The organism is Paenibacillus gorillae (assembly GCF_000513275.1).
Lineage (GTDB): Bacteria > Bacillota > Bacilli > Paenibacillales > Paenibacillaceae > Pristimantibacillus > Pristimantibacillus gorillae.
This window is the reverse complement of record NZ_CBVJ010000114.1, coordinates 42,941-58,952: the sequence shown is the minus strand read 5'-3', so window position 1 is coordinate 58,952 and position 16,012 is coordinate 42,941. Positions and strand designations below refer to the sequence as shown.

The window sequence follows — 16,012 nt, the reverse complement described above, 5'->3', positions numbered from 1 at the left end:
TTTCATTTTTTTATGTGATTCATTGAGAAAGATTTATACTCAAAAAGGAGATCATTCATGTCATATTTAATATTTTTAGACACAAATATAATTTTCAATGATTTCTTTTTCAAATCCTCGGATATGAAGAAGTTACTTAAATATACTCGACACGAACCAGTAGATCTTTGTATTACAAAGTTCAATTATAATGAAATAATAAAAAAATACAGAGATGAAATTAGACCGCTTGTTAAAAAGGTGAAGAGTACAAAAAGTGATCTATTAAAACTTGAGGCGTCAGAGATTATTGATTTTGAGAGTTTAAAAGCTGATAAAATAACTTTAAAATACAAAGAATTCTTAGATAGAACAATTAAAGAAAATTCAATAAAGGTAATTGATTACCCTATTTCTGAAAATGTTACAGAAACTATTTCTAATAAATACTTTAATAATATAAAACCTTTTGATGAGAATAAAATTTCTTTTCAAGACGCTATTATATGGGAAAGTATTGTTGAATATTGCAATATTAATGAACCAGATAATGTAGCGTTTATATCAAGCAATCATAAAGATTTTGCTAATAAAGATCTAATAAGTATTCATGAGGATTTAGCTGATGATATACAAGATTTAAATTACTATAATTCATTATCAGTATTCTTAGAAAGTGAAGAAGACAATTTAAAAGATTATTTTACTGACAATTTTGAGTACGACAAAGAATTGTTAGAAGATGACTAAAACTATATTTTGAGAGAAATGATTACCTTCAAAATACTATTGATGATGTGCTACTGAATTCAGAATTTGAGGGGGATTATTTTACTGGCTGGGGTACTGATGCTTTCATTGATGACTACATAATGACTTTGAATGAAACCACTCTAGATATTGAAGAGAATACAATTTTAATATCTTTTGATATTGAAATAGAGGTGAGTTTTAGTATTGAGACAGTTGATCCTTCATATGACAGAGGAGATCCTGGTGATGGTATGATTTCAGAGGGGAGCAGTATAAGTATATTGATACAGGGTAATATTACGTATTTGTTAGATAATAAAGAGTTTATAGATTATGTTGAATTGGACATTGAATTTAATTAAAATGCGTGAAATAGTAAGTAAAGTATTAATAATGCCGTTTAAGCTTTTTTAACCCAAAACTATGGAGAAAATTCATTTTGATTTACAACTAAGCATCATGAAAAGGAAATTCGTTCATTCCATATCGTGTAGAGCAACGGTAACTTCTCGAATAGAAATATCGGGAAACTTTGGCGGATTTTCATTTTTGCATTAGATAGTCAAATGCTTTGACATTTTCAAATAAGTACACCGTAGCCGTCTTATACTCAACTTTGTATTCGAGTTCTTTATTCTTCACACACCCAACACAACACTGTTCTTTATTATAATACATTGATGACTTTATCATATAACCCCTATGGCTTGGTTTCTGAGCATTCATAAAGTTTGTCTCTGTTGATATTTTTTCGATTTTCTCAAGTGCTTGGCTGTTAGTAGGGAAGTTTCTAGTTTATTTATCTCATAATCGAATAAAACGTTGAGCAATTATTTCGATACCTTGCGCCACGCCGAGAGGTTGGGGCTTTCTGTGTGCGTATAGAAGTTATTCGCCAAAATTTCTGGCGGGTATGATAAGACTTAACGTCAACTCAGGTGTTATCAATAGTTTATAAGGCACTGGGGGTAAAAAAAGAGCGACTGTTGTCAGCCGCCCCTTCATTGAGTAAATGCTATCACTGTAATTTGTTTTCAGCGTCAACTCAACACATGTGGAGTGTACAGTGTTACTTAAATGGTAAGGGTGCTTCCGATTAAGCCCCTTGCAATAATTCATCCATTCCTTGAGTTTGAGTGACATTGTAATGTATATTGAAAAAGCCTTCTTAATGAACTTCTAACTTTTAAATGACCTGATGAAGCAAATATTTCAGAACTTGCTCATCGTCATTATTTAGTTGTGTAAACAACGCGATATGCTTCTGAAAGGCACGGAATTGTTCTTCCGTGTCATTTTTGCGTTTCAGGGTCTAGCTCTGAACTCCAGTGGAAATCGATTTCTGCATAGAGCAATAGCTGCACTTATTGGTGGGGAGTAGACCCCGAATTCAATCGAACAAGCAGAAGAATAAAAAAGATGGTCAGTTAACAGCGAAAAGAGTTACATTGGTGACAGGTGACAGGTGAGCAGAGTTTGCAGCAGGAAAGCTGACAATTCCGCGGGGCGAATAGTTAACCTGACGGATTAAACCGGTTTTTATGATTCTTACTAGGGAGCAAACTTCACGTTTACGTTCAGACTTTAGCTCATTCTCTTAGCTGAGTGAAGTGATCAAAAGTGTGATTTTATCGCTCAAAACAAGCAATAAACCAGTAATAACTCCAGCATCAGTCGCATATCAACACATCTTATAACAACTATATTTAACGTTATATTATCTAACATTATTAATTGACTAACTAAAGTAAAGCGTATACATACGACAAAGACACCGCTTACAATTTATTATTTTGTGTATTGACAAGTTTTTAAAAGCGGATATATGATTGGTTTCAGTCGAATACGTAAGAAAACATGACGTGTTACCGCAAGGGCATGAGTTATGTAAGCAGCATTATGCTTATATCGCTCGTGCCCTTTTTTGCGTGCTCCATTCGACACGACATGACATCGTTACGGGAATCGATCACATTTTTTGAAAACAGGATAAAGGGGAGACTTGCGCATGTTGAAAAAATGGACTCATGGTTTGTGCCGTCTTGCTGCTCGCTTTGACAACCGCCTGTGGAGGCGGGAACAACGGGACTAACGGCAGCAAGCCGACGAATGCTCCGGAAGCGACGGCCGACAACAGCACGAAGGAGCCTGCTGCTCCAGCCGGATTGAAGGGCAATTTCGAGATTCAATACTTTGTCGGCGGCTATGGCGACGCATGGTGGAAGGAAGTCATCGAAGAATTCCAGAAAGCAAATCCCGATCTAAAAATCAAGCAATCCGCTGGACCTGAAATTAATGATCAAATGAAACCGCGCTGGATTCAAGGCAATCCGCCGGATGTCGTATACATCGATGGCAAAGGCTCCAATGAACGTCAAATGATCGACGATGGACAGCTTCTGGATCTGACGGACTTCCTTGCATCGGCAACGAACCCGGATGGCGACAAAGTGAGCGACATTCTCATCTCTCAACCGACTGCGTATGAAGGCGGCAAAAACTTCACGCTTCCGCTCGTGTTCGGATCATGGGGCATTTTCTACGACAAAGCGCTCTTCAAGGAAAAAGGCTGGGCGGTTCCTACCGACTGGGCTAGCTTCGTGGCTGTAAGCGAGCAAATTAAAGGCGCTGGCCTCAGCCCGCTCATTCACACAGGCGTATACCCTTACTACATCAACGGCGGTCTGGTCGATTCCGCTATGGTGGCGGCAAATGGCGGCGACGGTTCGATTCTGACGAAGCAAGCGGCGCTTGAAGCAGGCAGCTTCTCCTCGGACGCTGTGAAGACAGCGCTGAACCAAATTGTCGAGCTGCGCGACAAAGGCTTCATCGACAAAGGCTCGGTATCGCTCAACCATACAGACTCGCAATCGCAATGGCTGCAGCATAAAGGCGCATTCATCCCTAACGGACTCTGGCTGGAAAATGAAATGAAGAAAGACATTCCTGCCGGCTTTGACTTCGGCTTCATTCCTTCGGTCGCTCAAGCGGCAGGCGCGAACAGCATCGTTATTCCGTACACGAATACGATCGCAATCGCGAAAGATGCGAAAAACCCGGATGCGGCAAAAGCCTTCCTGCAATTTGTCTTTACGAAGCAGCATGCTGTCCGCTGGGCAGAGCTGACAGGTGCAATCATGAACGTCAAAGCAGATCTCGATTCCTCTTCGGCGGGCAACGTGGTGAAGGATGCAATGAAGTTCTTCAACTCGGATAAAACGACAGTTGCTCCTGTAGCTGTGTTGAACGCTGACGTTGAGAAAGCAAAGCAAGACGCAACGCTGGCTCTGACGGTAGGCAAAATCCAGCCGGAAGAATGGATGAAACGTCTAGAGGACGCAGCAGCAAAAGCAAGAAAATAGCACGTTAGCTAATCATATTAACGCAATAACAACCGCCAACCAGACCGCCAACGAGGAGAAGCCGGGCTGCCCGGTCCCATCCTTGCTGGTGGTTCTGGTTTTTAAAAAGTACAAGAGCAGTTGGCCGACTGGCCGGCTTGAAGGAAGGTGACGGTCTTGTCGCAACGGGCAAAACGCAAGTTTTTCATCGCCGCATTTATTATTCCGACGTTGGTTTTCTTCTGCGTCTTTACGCTGTATCCGATATTTCGCGGCATTTATATTTCATTCTTTGACTGGTCCGGCAGTGCCAAAAATATGGACTTCATCGGACTCGATAATTTCCACGAGCTGTTGAAGGACCCCATCATATGGACGGCTATTAAAAATGACTATTTTCTTGTGGTTGGCAAAGTGATCGGCATTCTGCTTCTGGCGACGCTTTTTGCGATTGCCATTACGAGATTGAATATAAGAGGCTCGTCATTTTATCGCGTTATTTTCTTTATTCCGAACATTATTTCCGTGGTCGTCATTGGGGTTCTGTGGCGCTACGTCTATAATCCGAACATGGGCTTTATTAACTCATTCCTCTCTCTATTTAAGAGCGAACAAGTGCAGACAGCCTGGCTGGGACAGGAGAATACAGCAATGTGGTCGCTCTTATGGCCATCGATCTGGGCGGGCATCGGCTTCTATATGATTTTGCTGATTGCAGCTATTCTCAGCATCCCATCAGAGCTGTACGAGGCGGCTGATCTCGACGGTGCTTCGCAAGGCAGGCAGTTCTGGAGTGTGACGCTTCCGCTCATCTGGGAGCAAATGAAGGTCAGCATCCTGCATATTGTCATGACGACACTGAATGGTTCCTTCATTATCGTCTGGATTATGACAGAGGGCGGACCGGATAATGCAACGCAGGTTATGGGCTCCTATCTCTATCAGATGGGCTTCCGTCAATATCATATGGGCTATGCCGCAGCAATCGGCGTCCTCATTCTGATTCTGTCGTTCATTACGACGATTGTGCTGCAGCGTCTGCTCCGCAGGGAAACGATTGAATTGGCTTAGTTTTACATTGTGAAGCAGGTTTTGCTGAGCAAAACGTTTAGGGGTGATCAAGTGTCTGCAACGAAACAACATCCATTTTATAAAATGCTCACCGTTCTCGTACTCGTTCTCTGGACGGTGGCTGTCCTTTACCCGCTTATCTGGACGCTGCTCGGGGCGCTTAAGGATAATCAGCAATTTATGCTGGGCAAGCCGTGGGCGCTGCCGAAGTTTCCGCTTCTTTGGTCGAACTTTACTTATGTCTGGGAAACATACGGATTCGGCAGCTACTTCTTGAATTCGACGATCGTGACGGGAGCCAGCACATTAATATCATTGCTTCTGGCGTCGACATCGGCCTACATTTTGGCCAGGTTCGCCTTTAAGGGGAGCGGTGCGCTGTACAATCTCTACTTATCGGCAATGATGATTCCAATGATCCTCGGACTTATCCCGCTTTTCTTCCTATTAAATGATCTTCATCTCATTAATAAGCTGTTTGGTCTTATCGTCGTGTATACGGCAAGTGCATTGCCTTTTGGTATTTTTGTTCTCGTTGGCTTCTTCAAGACGCTGCCGAAGGAGCTGGAGGAAGCGGCATCCATTGATGGCGCGGGCTACAGCCGAACGTACTTCACCGTCATGCTTCCGCTGGCCAAGTCTGGCCTAGTCTCGGTTGGTATTATGAATGCACTCAATATTTGGAACGAGTACATTATGGGTACCGTCTTCATCAACGATCCAAGCCAATATACGCTGCCGGTGGGAATCGCGATTATGCAGTCGGAGATGCAATATCGGACGGAGTGGGGGCCGCTGTTCGCAGGGCTGCTGCTGTCGATGATTCCGGTCATCATCATCTATGTGGTGTTCCAGCGCCAGATTGCTGAGGGTGTTACGGCAGGTGCGGTGAAATAGGTGGAATTGGTTAAAAAAAGCGTCGTCATTACCTTCTTTTTGGGGGATGATGGTGCTTTTTTGTCTCATGAATACGAGAGGAATTATGGAGTGTGGATGTGCAAAAAGGAATCAATTTTTCACTTCATCTATGGTATTGTTGAGGTGATGGCACTAATAGATTAGGGGTGAAATGATTTGAAGGAATACTACGGTGTGGAAAATCCGCTAGGATTAGCTTATTCACAGGCAGTTAGAGTGAACGATACCGTCTATGTTGCTGGACAGGGTCCTGACACTTTGGAATGTCCCGTTGCAGAACAAGTCAGGCAGACGCTTGAGAATGTACGAAACATGCTTGGAGAAGCAGGATTAGACTTAAGTCATGTGGTTAAAGTTACAGTCATTCTTAACTTCGCGTATATAACCCCTCAAATTTTTGAAAAGATTTATGTACAATATTTTCAATCCCCGTATCCGGCAAGGACGATAATTAGAAGTGATATTGGCTTCAATGTTCAAGTTGATGTAATTGCTGTCGCATAATATTTCTCTGGAGATTGAAGGTTGCTCTCGTGCAAAATCATCGGAGTAACGAAAGGCATGCACCGTTGTCGTTCAGTGAATGAAAAAGGGCCTCATCACAGGATGGGCCCATACCACGCATTTATCACCAAATGCGGTGAACTTTACAGGATAATAAGAAACTGATGAGATTAACCTCCAGCTGGAGCTTGCTGTTGAGCAACCGGCTTGTCTTTGCGACGGCCAAAGCCGCTTGGCTCCAGGAAGAGCTTGGTTAACAGCGCTGACTGAGACATGAGCCAACCGATGCCTAGCGGGATGATGACGCCGACGGCGGTAAAGACAAGCGTACCGTATTTTAAGCCCAAGCCGTATTCCAATACGATATTGATCGGTACATGCAGATACATGATCGCAATGGTGACGGTACCGAGGAAAGCGAGCACATTGGCCGCTTTGTATCGCGAGAGCCAGTAACAGAGCTGCAGAACGACAAGGACGCAGGCGACAGGCACGATGAAATCAAGCACCGGCTGGTTATACAGCTTGGCTTTCATATCAATGCGGAGCTGCCACAGCCCTCCAATATTCAGTCCGGCCGCTATGAACCAGACCATCAGTGACGGAATAAAGGCGGTGCCGCGTTCCAGCAGGCCCGGCAGCATCGTTTTGCCGGCATAACCGAGGAAAAAGAAGACGATAGCCATTAACGCCACGTCCGCATTCCAAGGGATGTCCCATTTCGCCATTGGTGACATGCTGACTACATGGGCAGCCGCGTAGCAAACTGCAACGGCGATCGCCGCCGTCTTGAGGCTGAAGCGGGATAAATAGCCCATGAGCAAATGGACGACGAGCAGGCAGGTTATAAACCAAAAGACGCCGTACCATCCTCCCAAAACCGTTCCGCCATATGCCAATAGAAGCAAGTCGTGAGGAATCGACATCGGGTCCCTGAGCCTTACGGCGACAAGGAGCGCGATACAGATGCCGTAAGCGCAATACGGAATCATGAAAAACCGGACTCTTCGCCAAGCCCAATGCCAATAGGTTCCGGCAGGCACCTCCTTGAACAGCAGTCCGCTCACCAAAAAGAACAGCGGCATGCGGAACCAGCCCAGATAGTGATTGATGACATCGTTGCCGGCATGTCCCATCACGACGAGAATGATGCTGAGGCCGCGCGCGACATCAATCCATTTTTTGCGTTCCTTCACAAATTCCCTCCATCCTAATTGTAAAATTTCCCTTCCCCTTAACGATAATCAATTCGAAAAAGCTCGAACATAGGCGAATACGTTCAAATCTATAGGACTTGTGATTGAAAGCGATCTGTATGGCTATTTATTCCAAAAATCAATAAAATAATGAGTAGTAGTAAAGGAGGGGAGCATCTATGGGTCTAGGGGAACTGCTTGGGAAAGGAATGACTGCTGAGGTCTATGCATGGGAGAATGGTCTTGTTGTGAAGCTCTATCTCGCGGGAATTCCATCTGATTGGGCGGGGTACGAATGGAAAATAGCTAGAAGCATCGTTGACGCGGGGGTTCCTGCTCCGGTTGCGTATGAGCTAGTGGAGCTTGAAGCGCGTACTGGAATTGTTTACGAGCGGCTAATCGGTCATTCCTTATTAAACGAGCTTCTTTCCGATCTGACTGGTGCAGAGCAAGTTGTGAGGGAAATGGCTGAGCTGCACGCCGCTATTCACCGCTGCAAGGCATCTTCAGATTCAGACCTGCCGCGCCAAGCAGAGAGGCTGGAACGGGAGATTAGGGAATCTCGTGACGTACTGCAGGGTAGAGAGGAAGAACTCGTCGAAGTGTTGGGAGAGCTTGAGGCAGCGTCTCTGAACGGTTATGTGTGCCACGGCGATTTGCATCCGGACAATATCATTCGGACGGCTGAAGGCCTAAGAGCGATTGATTGGATGAATGCTTCTTCCGGAGCCCCGCATTGTGACATCGCTAGAACGTCCCTGATGTTTCTTAGTCCCTATCTTCCAGATGGATCTCCTTTCGGATCGCAAGAGCATATTATGGCTTTCAAAAAACAAATGAACGGCGTCTATCTGGAGCACTACGGCTCCATTATGGAGGTCGATCAGGTGATGATTGAAAAATGGTTCATTCCGGTCGCAGCCGCGCGATTGAGAGAAAACGTTCCGGGTGAGCAGCAATGGCTCTTATCTATTATTGATAAGTTTTTAGCTGAGCGAAATACGGGGCAGCATTTGTAAAAAATAGACTATCGCCAGCAATCATATTACTAGTATGGCCAAAACGTCTGCGAAGGCTGCTTTGGCCTTTTTGCAATGGGCGCTACTTTCATAAATGAATGCAAGGTGTTAAAGGAAGCCATACTGATGCAATGGGTAAAAAGCGGTATCGAATTTGGCTCTGTTAAAAATAGTTGAAGTCTATCATCAAAAGGGAGGCTTGCTGAAATGCGATTGGATTGTGCGATTATCGGAGGAGGTCCAGCTGGACTGAATGCAGCTCTGGTATTGGGAAGAGCCCGGAGAACAGTTCTGTTATTTGATGAAAACAAAGCCAGAAATGCCGTTACTCGCGAATCACATGGGTTTATTACACGAGATGGCGTGAAGCCCGCAGAGTTTCGGGCATTGGCGCATCAAGAGCTGAGCAGGTACCCGTCCATTACGGTTGCATCTGTCAGGGTGACGGACATTGAAAAACAGGGCGAGGCTTGTTTTGTGGTGACGACCGAAACTGGTGAGCGTTATGAAGCTCGCACCGTCATTCTGGCAACGGGACTCAAGGAACAGCTTCCGGAGATCCATGGAATTACTGACTATTATGGCCATTCGCTGTTCAGTTGTCCGTATTGCGACGGCTGGGAGCTGAGGGATCAGCCGCTCGTTATTATTACGGATACAGCGGAGCACGCCTTTCATATGGGAATGACGGTGTATCAATGGAGCCGGGACATCGTCATCTGTATGAATGGCGGCGAGCGCTTGGCTGCTGATCAGGCGGAAAAGCTGCAGTCGAAAGGGATACAAGTATATGAACAGCGGATCAAAGGGCTGGCAGGCAATGAGGGGAAACTGGCTGGCGTTATTCTAGAGGACGGCGTTGAGCTGAAGCGGAGCGGAGGCTTCGTAACGTCGGAATGGGCGCATACGCTTCCTTTTGCCGAAATGCTGGGCTGTGAGCTGAACGAGCATGGCGGCATTGCAGCCGATGACTTTGGCCGGACGAATATCGATGGCTTGTATGCCGCAGGCGATGCGTCCGTCATTATACCGGCGCAGCTTATTGCAGCGGCTGCGGGGGGCAGCAGAGCAGCGATGGGCGTGAATACGGAATTGATGCACGCTGATTTTTAATTCTTCCCGTCTTGGACAGCTTTCGGTATAATGGCAACATTCGCGAAATGAAGCAAGTTTTGCTTCGCAAAACTGAGCTTATGCTTACGAGGCAAGTTTTGCTTCGCAAAACTAAGCTTATGCTTACGAAGTAAGTTTTGCTTCGCAAAACTTTTTAGGAGGATTCAATTGTCGCCGAGAAATGTGGAGAAGGACCAGCTATTGCGGGAAACAAGGCGGGAGCACATTCTGGATTGCGCCCTGCAAGTCATTGCCAAACAGGGGATCGATTCCGCTAGTGTGAAGGATATTGCCAAGGAAGCGGGATTGAGCGTCGGCAATGTGTACAATTATTTCGAATCGAAGGACGCTATTTTTAGCGCAGTGCTGCAGCGGGGGCAGATTAATTACGGCCGCAAAATCTCAGAGCATGCGCTGCTGAAGCTGGACGCTAGGGACAAGCTGTATGAGATTTGCGAGAATTGGATTGCCACGCCAGAGAACTGGGCGTTTACGATCATGCTGCAAAGCATCCGAACGAATGAGACGGTTAATCCCGAGTTAAGAGAAGCTGCGACAAGAAGATTTACAGCTAATTTGGAGCCGATGGCGGACATTATGCGGCAAGGGCAGGAAGCGGGCGTTCTGATAGAAGGTGATCCGAAGCAGCTTGCGTTTTATTTTGTCAGTTTGATTCAAGGCTTAACGCTGCAATTAGCTCCCGGCTATGAAATTCCGGTAGGCATTCATACCGCAAGTATTGTGCGGTTATTCAGCTTGCCTGACAGCAGCGGAAAAAAATAGTTTGACAATTGATTCGGGCTGTTGCTATTATTACGATTAACAAAACGAACCGAGGTTCAGTTTGTGACCGGATCGGATGGGAAATTGAATATCGTCAAATCGACCAGACAACTGGAGATTGACTCGGCAATAAAGCTTGTAGCGATACAGGCATCTATTTTCCGTGGCATCTCTTTTTTTATACCTAAAACCAAGTAATCAGGTAAGTTTTGTGAAAATAGAGAGGAGGAGGTTCGATGGCAGCCGACACGCTCGTAATTGAACGGTTGAACCGGACTTTTTCATCCCCTGCCGGGGATGTTGCTGCACTGAGCAATATTGGACTGAAGGTGAAGAAAGGCGAGTTTATAACGCTGATTGGCCCTAGCGGCTGCGGGAAGAGCACGCTGCTGAAGATCGTGGCCGGACTCGATTCCGACTACAGCGGAACAGTGCTGCTGAATGATAAGCCGATTGAAGGGCCGAGCATCGAGAAAGGTTTTATTTTTCAAGAGCCGCGGTTGTTTCCATGGCTGACCGTGGAGAAGAACATTGCCGGCAATTTATCGCTCAAAGATCCGAAGGTTCGAGCCAAGGTCGATGAGCTTGTCGCCCTCGTTCGGCTGAAGGGATTCGAGAAGTCATACCCGCGTGAGCTGTCGGGAGGGATGGCGCAGCGGGTATCCATTGCAAGGGCGCTGCTTCGCAATCCGGAGGTGCTGCTGCTTGATGAGCCCTTCGGGGCGCTGGATGCCTTTACCCGGGCGCATCTGCAGGAGGTGCTGCTCGACATCTGGCAGAAGAACCGGACGACGATGCTGTTCGTGACGCATGATCTGGACGAAGCGGTGTTTCTCGCTGAGCGGGTGGTCATTATGAATCCGCGGCCCGGACATATTCGTACGGTGCTGCCAATCGATCTTCCTTTTCCGCGTAAAAGAGCAAGCCAGTCGTTTCAGGAGCTGCGGCGCAAAGTGCTGAGCGAGTTTGAGAAAGTAGAAGAGCCTGCCGTTGATCATGATCATGGTGCAGGTATTTAAACCAAATGCGGGGGAGAGATGGACGATGAAATCTTTTAAAATATGGGCAGCGATTCTACTAGTAGCGGTGTTTGTCGCAGGCTGCGCCAACACGGAAAAAAGCGGCGGCGATAACAAAGGCGGCAATAAATATGAAGGACTTACTGTGAAGCTGGGTGTGCAGGGCAGCGGCGGCCTTAACGGCAAAGCGCGTGAGGCGAAGTGGTATGAGGACGAGTTCGGGAAGCTGGGCGTTAAGGTGGAATGGGCGGAGTTTCAGAGCGGGCCTCCGATGACGGAAGCGATAGCGTCGAACCATCTTGATTTTGCCGGCCTTGGCAATATGCCGATTGTGGCGGCACAGGCAGCGGATATTCCGTTCAAAGTCATCTCCCAGCTGCTGGAAGGCAAGAACAACGTCGCAATCATTATTCCGAGTAACAGCACGCTTAAGACGGTTGAAGATTTGAAAGGCAAGAAGATCGCTGTGGCGAAAGGAAGCAACGCCTACAACTTCCTGTACCGGGGATTGGCCGAAGCGGGGATTAAAGATTCCGAGGTTCAGATCATTCAGCTTCAGCCGGATGAAGCGCAGCCGGCATTCGAGACAGGCGCCGTTGATGCATTGGGCAACATGGGATCCGTACATCACGCTTAATACGTTAACGGGCAAAGCGAAGGTTCTGACAGATGGCGAGCAGTTGGGCGTATTGTCGCCATCGTTCCAGATCGTGCGCAAGGATTTTGCCGACAAATATCCGGAGCTCGTGACGCTTTACTTGAAAGTGTTCGAGAAAGCCCGTCTATGGGAAGAACAGAATTTGGATGAGGCCTTGAACCGTTATGCGACGGAACGTAAAGTGCCGGTTGAGGTAATCAAAGGAACACAAGACCGCTCCAAAATAATCAACATACCAGTGAGCGATGCGATCATTGCTGAGCAGCAAAAAACGGCAGACTTCCAATTTGAGATCGGAAATATCCGCAAAAAAATTAACGTATCTGACGTGTTCGACAATCAGTACGTGGAAGAAGCTTTGAAATAGGCCAGCAAGCCCGCGCCGAAGATTGATTTAATAACGAAATGAACGGAAACGAGGCGGTACTTATGGAGAAGACGGCAGCAACGCCGCTCGTGAAGGGAAAGGCGGGCAGCAAGCGGCGCAGACGGAATCAGATACAGCTAAACAATATTTTGCTGGCGGCTGCGCTGCCCATTGCGATCCTAATCATCTGGGAGGCCGCAGGCGCGATGGGGAAGCTCAATCCGATTTTATTGCCGACTCCCAGTAAAATTTTAGAGGAATTCGTCAGCTTAACGGCTTCCGGGGAGCTCGCGCGTCATCTGGGTATCTCGGCATGGCGGGCTCTGCTTGGCTTCTTGCTTGGCGGAGGACTGGGACTGGCGGCCGGCGTTTGGGTCGGCTTCTCCTATAAGACGGAGCGTCTGCTCGATCCGACGTTGCAAATGCTGCGGACGCTGCCGCATCTCGCTATCGCGCCGCTGTTCATTTTATGGTTTGGTTTTGGGGAGACGTCGAAAATATTGCTGATCGCAAAAAGGCACATTTTTTACCCCCCGTTTTACGTGAATACGTTTCTTGGCATTCGCTCGGTAGACGGCAAGCTGTTCGATGTGGGACGGGTGCTCCAGTTCAGCAAATGGCATATGATCACGAAGCTGATCATTCCCGCCGCCATGCCTAACATTTTGCTTGGCATGCGGTTGTCGGTTGGCGTTGCGTGGCTCGTTCTCGTCGTTGCGGAAATGATGGGCTCCAGCTCCGGTATCGGATTTCTGATTAATGATGCCAGATCATTCTCTCTTACCGCCGTTGTCTTTGTCGGTATTATCGTATTTGCCGTAGTAGGCAAGCTAACCGACTCGCTGGTGAAGCTGCTGGAGCGCCGCTTGTTGCGGTGGCAGGACAGCTACAAAGGAGACGAGACGTTATGAGCGGGCAAGTGTTGGATGAGAAGAGGACGCAACACTCCCAAGAAGGCTGGCTGCGGAGTATCCCAAAGCCGCTTCACGCTTGGCTGCTTCCGATAGCGATCTTAATGATTTGGGAGGCGGTTAGCAGGCTGGAGCTTATACCGGCAACGATGCTGCCGGCGCCGACGGCGATTGTGAAGCAATTTGCAGATTTGATTGCAAGCGGGGAGCTTTATAAGCACTTGAGCATTAGCGTTTATCGGGCGATGATGGGCTTCTTGATAGGAGCGGGAACAGGGCTGCTGCTTGGCCTGGTGACGGGACTTAACAAGCTGGCTGAAAAAACGCTCGATCCTTCGCTGCAAATGCTGTGGACGATTCCGCTGCTGTCGCTTATTCCGCTATTTATATTGTGGTTTGGCGTTGGCGAGTTTTCGAAAATATTAATGATTTCGCTGGGTGCTTTTTTTCCTGTATATATGAATACGTTTCTCGGCATCCGCAACGTGGATGTGAAGCTGTTCCAGGTCGCACGGATGTTTCAATATTCGCGGCTGCAGCTCATTGGGAAGCTGATCATTCCGTCCGCGCTGCCGAATATTCTGCTCGGCATCCGGCTGTCGCTCGGTATTTCCTGGCTGGTGCTTGTCGTAGCCGAGATGATGGGTGCGAGCGCTGGAGTCGGCTATATGATCCAGGATGCAAGAGCTTATATGCGAACCGATGTCGTATTTGTCGGCATCATTATTTTTGCCCTGATTGGCAAGCTGTCTGATTCGGGTGTCCGGCTGCTGGAGAAGCGATGGCTTCGCTGGCGCGATACGTTCAAAGGGTGACGAACACCAAAGCGGGAGGGACTTACGATGGGGAAAAGAAACGAGCAGCTTCATTTGGGTGCGTTTATCTATTATAGCGGTCATCATCATTTCGGCTGGCGTCATCCGGAATCGGGTGCTGAAGGGCTGTTTGACTTCAAGTTTTATAAAAGGCTGGCGCAAACAGCTGAACGCGGCAAGTTCGATATGATGTTTCTGGCGGATTTGCTCTATGTTCGCGGCGTTGAGGATTCGGCTTCGGGCATGCTCGAGCCTGTGCAATTGCTGGCGGCGCTGTCGACGGTGACCGAAAAGCTAGGGCTTACGGCGACTGTATCGACCACTTATAATGAGCCCTACAATGTGGCGAGAAAATTTGCATCGCTGGATCATATTAGTGAAGGACGCGCAGGCTGGAACATCGTCACTTCGCAGCTGGATACTGAAGCGTTCAACTACGGCAGGGATAAGCATCCGGAGCACGGCTTGCGCTATGAGATGGCGCGTGAATTCGTCGAGGTTGTTACCCGGCTCTGGGATACATGGGAGGATCAAGCGCTCGTTATCGATCGGGACGCAGGGATCTTCGCCGATGGCTCGAAGGTGAAGGAGACCGAATATAAGGGGCAGTGGTATTCGACGAAAGGTGCGCTGAACGTACCGCGTCCGCCGCAAGGCTATCCGGTGCTGATTCAGGCCGGCTCCTCCGGGCCGGGACAGGATTTTGCCGCGGCGTTCGGGGAGGTTATCTTCACTGCGCAGCAGTCGCTGGAGGCGGCGCAAGTATTCTACGGCAGTGTGAAAAGCAAGCTTGCCACATACGGAAGGCCGCAAGGCAGCATGAAAATTATGCCGGGCCTATCGCCGATTATCGGAGCGACGGAGGAGGAAGCGCAGCGGAAGTATAAGGAGCTTCAAGCGCTCATTCCGCCCAGCATGATCGTCGGAATGCTCTCGGCTTTGCTGAACTTCGATCTGTCCGGTTACCCGGTTGACGGGCAGCTCCCGGACATTCCCGATCCGGTGGAAGCGACCAACGGCATGAAGAGCCGTGTGCAGCTCATCATGGATATGGCGCGCAATGAGCGCCTGTCGCTTCAGGAGCTGGGCGGGCGCTTGCTTGGCGCTAGGGGCCATATGCAGTTCGTCGGCACCTATGAGCAGCTGGCCGACTTCATGCAGCTCTGGTTCGAGGAGTACGGCTGCGACGGCTTCAATATTATGCCGCCGGTGCTGCCGGGCAACCTCGACGAATTCGTCGATCATGTCGTGCCGATTTTGCAGCAGCGGGGGCTGTTCCGCACAGAATACGCGGGAAGCACGCTTCGCGAGCATCTCGGGCTGGAGCGCCCGGGCATCCGCCACTTTCAGGCGAGCCATGAGCGCTCGGCAGCAGCAGCTGGAGCAGAAACAGTTGGATCAGGAACGGTCGGAGACAGTGTAATTGGCTCAGAAGTAACAGCTGTTGGCGCGAGTGAAACGGGCGGCGCAGGTTAGGTTGAGAAAAAAGCAGGTTTTCGATTGCTATAGCTGATGAGACTGCGCAATATGCAGGCTAAAGGCGAGCGCTAAAGTTTACTGTGTGA

The 16,012-nt window shown here is 48.1% G+C and carries 14 protein-coding genes and 1 pseudogene; 14 read left to right on the top strand and 1 reads right to left on the bottom strand.

Annotated elements, in window-relative coordinates; all coding sequences use genetic code 11:
* Window positions 1–57: 57 nt before the first annotated feature.
* From TY10_RS31790 to TY10_RS21965, 6 genes are all read left to right on the top strand, one after another.
* On the top strand, window positions 58–729 hold the full coding sequence (locus TY10_RS31790) for a PIN domain-containing protein (protein WP_238327883.1): 672 nt from the start codon (window positions 58–60) through the stop codon (window positions 727–729).
* Window positions 730–851: 122 nt separating this feature from the next.
* Window positions 852–1,094, top strand: coding sequence for a hypothetical protein (locus tag TY10_RS31785; protein WP_238327881.1), 243 nt, complete (start codon window positions 852–854; stop codon window positions 1,092–1,094).
* A 1,665-nt stretch (window positions 1,095–2,759) separates the two neighbouring features.
* Window positions 2,760–4,094 (top strand): extracellular solute-binding protein, encoded by a 1,335-nt coding sequence (locus TY10_RS21980; protein WP_042168302.1) that lies wholly within the window; start codon window positions 2,760–2,762, stop codon window positions 4,092–4,094.
* A 156-nt stretch (window positions 4,095–4,250) separates the two neighbouring features.
* Window positions 4,251–5,144, top strand: coding sequence for a carbohydrate ABC transporter permease (locus tag TY10_RS21975; RefSeq protein ID WP_081735422.1), 894 nt, complete (start codon window positions 4,251–4,253; stop codon window positions 5,142–5,144).
* Between the two features lie 51 nt (window positions 5,145–5,195).
* The gene (locus tag TY10_RS21970) at window positions 5,196–6,041 is read left to right on the top strand and encodes a carbohydrate ABC transporter permease (RefSeq protein WP_052350703.1); all 846 of its coding nucleotides are present in this window, start codon (window positions 5,196–5,198) and stop codon (window positions 6,039–6,041) included.
* Window positions 6,042–6,218: 177 nt separating this feature from the next.
* Entirely contained in the window at window positions 6,219–6,566 is a 348-nt protein-coding gene (locus TY10_RS21965) for a RidA family protein (protein ID WP_042168297.1), read from the top strand.
* A gap of 170 nt (window positions 6,567–6,736) precedes the next feature.
* Here TY10_RS21965 and TY10_RS21960 read toward each other — a convergent pair whose 3' ends face one another.
* Entirely contained in the window at window positions 6,737–7,762 is a 1,026-nt protein-coding gene (locus TY10_RS21960) for an acyltransferase family protein (RefSeq protein ID WP_042168295.1), read from the bottom strand.
* 179 nt (window positions 7,763–7,941) lie between these two features.
* On the opposite strand from TY10_RS21960, the gene TY10_RS21955 reads away from it, so the two are divergent.
* The 8 genes and pseudogenes from TY10_RS21955 to TY10_RS21920 all read left to right on the top strand — a co-directional run bounded on the left by TY10_RS21955 (window position 7,942) and on the right by TY10_RS21920 (window position 15,923).
* Window positions 7,942–8,781, top strand: coding sequence for a phosphotransferase family protein (locus TY10_RS21955; protein ID WP_042168292.1), 840 nt, complete (start codon window positions 7,942–7,944; stop codon window positions 8,779–8,781).
* A 207-nt stretch (window positions 8,782–8,988) separates the two neighbouring features.
* Entirely contained in the window at window positions 8,989–9,894 is a 906-nt protein-coding gene (locus TY10_RS21950; protein WP_042168289.1) for an NAD(P)/FAD-dependent oxidoreductase, read from the top strand.
* A 168-nt stretch (window positions 9,895–10,062) separates the two neighbouring features.
* Window positions 10,063–10,677, top strand: a complete 615-nt coding sequence (locus TY10_RS21945) for a TetR/AcrR family transcriptional regulator (protein WP_042168286.1) — start codon at window positions 10,063–10,065, stop codon at window positions 10,675–10,677.
* A 236-nt stretch (window positions 10,678–10,913) separates the two neighbouring features.
* Window positions 10,914–11,696: an ABC transporter ATP-binding protein gene (locus TY10_RS21940; protein ID WP_042168283.1), complete on the top strand. Its 783-nt coding sequence runs from the start codon at window positions 10,914–10,916 to the stop codon at window positions 11,694–11,696.
* Between the two features lie 25 nt (window positions 11,697–11,721).
* Window positions 11,722–12,721, top strand: a pseudogene (locus tag TY10_RS21935) (aliphatic sulfonate ABC transporter substrate-binding protein).
* 62 nt (window positions 12,722–12,783) lie between these two features.
* A complete protein-coding gene (locus TY10_RS21930) occupies window positions 12,784–13,632 on the top strand; it encodes an ABC transporter permease (protein ID WP_042168280.1) in 849 nt (282 codons plus the stop codon).
* Complete coding sequence (locus TY10_RS21925; protein ID WP_042168277.1) at window positions 13,629–14,447, top strand: ABC transporter permease; 819 nt, start codon at window positions 13,629–13,631, stop codon at window positions 14,445–14,447. The genes TY10_RS21930 and TY10_RS21925 overlap by 4 nt, the downstream gene beginning before the upstream one ends.
* Window positions 14,448–14,474: 27 nt before the next feature.
* Entirely contained in the window at window positions 14,475–15,923 is a 1,449-nt protein-coding gene (locus TY10_RS21920) for an LLM class flavin-dependent oxidoreductase (protein ID WP_081735421.1), read from the top strand.
* Window positions 15,924–16,012 lie beyond the last annotated feature (89 nt).

Excerpts from the sequence above, each read along its gene's own strand:
- TY10_RS21940 (WP_042168283.1), top strand. The coding sequence starts at position 10,914 with ATGGCAGCCGACACGCTCGTAATTGAACGGTTGAACCGGACTTTTTCA.
- TY10_RS31785 (WP_238327881.1), top strand. The coding sequence starts at position 852 with ATGACTTTGAATGAAACCACTCTAGATATTGAAGAGAATACAATTTTA.
- TY10_RS21955 (WP_042168292.1), top strand. The coding sequence starts at position 7,942 with ATGGGTCTAGGGGAACTGCTTGGGAAAGGAATGACTGCTGAGGTCTAT.
- TY10_RS21980 (WP_042168302.1), top strand. The coding sequence starts at position 2,760 with ATGGTTTGTGCCGTCTTGCTGCTCGCTTTGACAACCGCCTGTGGAGGC.
- TY10_RS21950 (WP_042168289.1), top strand. The coding sequence starts at position 8,989 with ATGCGATTGGATTGTGCGATTATCGGAGGAGGTCCAGCTGGACTGAAT.
- TY10_RS31790 (WP_238327883.1), top strand. The coding sequence starts at position 58 with ATGTCATATTTAATATTTTTAGACACAAATATAATTTTCAATGATTTC.
- TY10_RS21920 (WP_081735421.1), top strand. The coding sequence starts at position 14,475 with ATGGGGAAAAGAAACGAGCAGCTTCATTTGGGTGCGTTTATCTATTAT.
- TY10_RS21925 (WP_042168277.1), top strand. The coding sequence starts at position 13,629 with ATGAGCGGGCAAGTGTTGGATGAGAAGAGGACGCAACACTCCCAAGAA.
- TY10_RS21930 (WP_042168280.1), top strand. The coding sequence starts at position 12,784 with ATGGAGAAGACGGCAGCAACGCCGCTCGTGAAGGGAAAGGCGGGCAGC.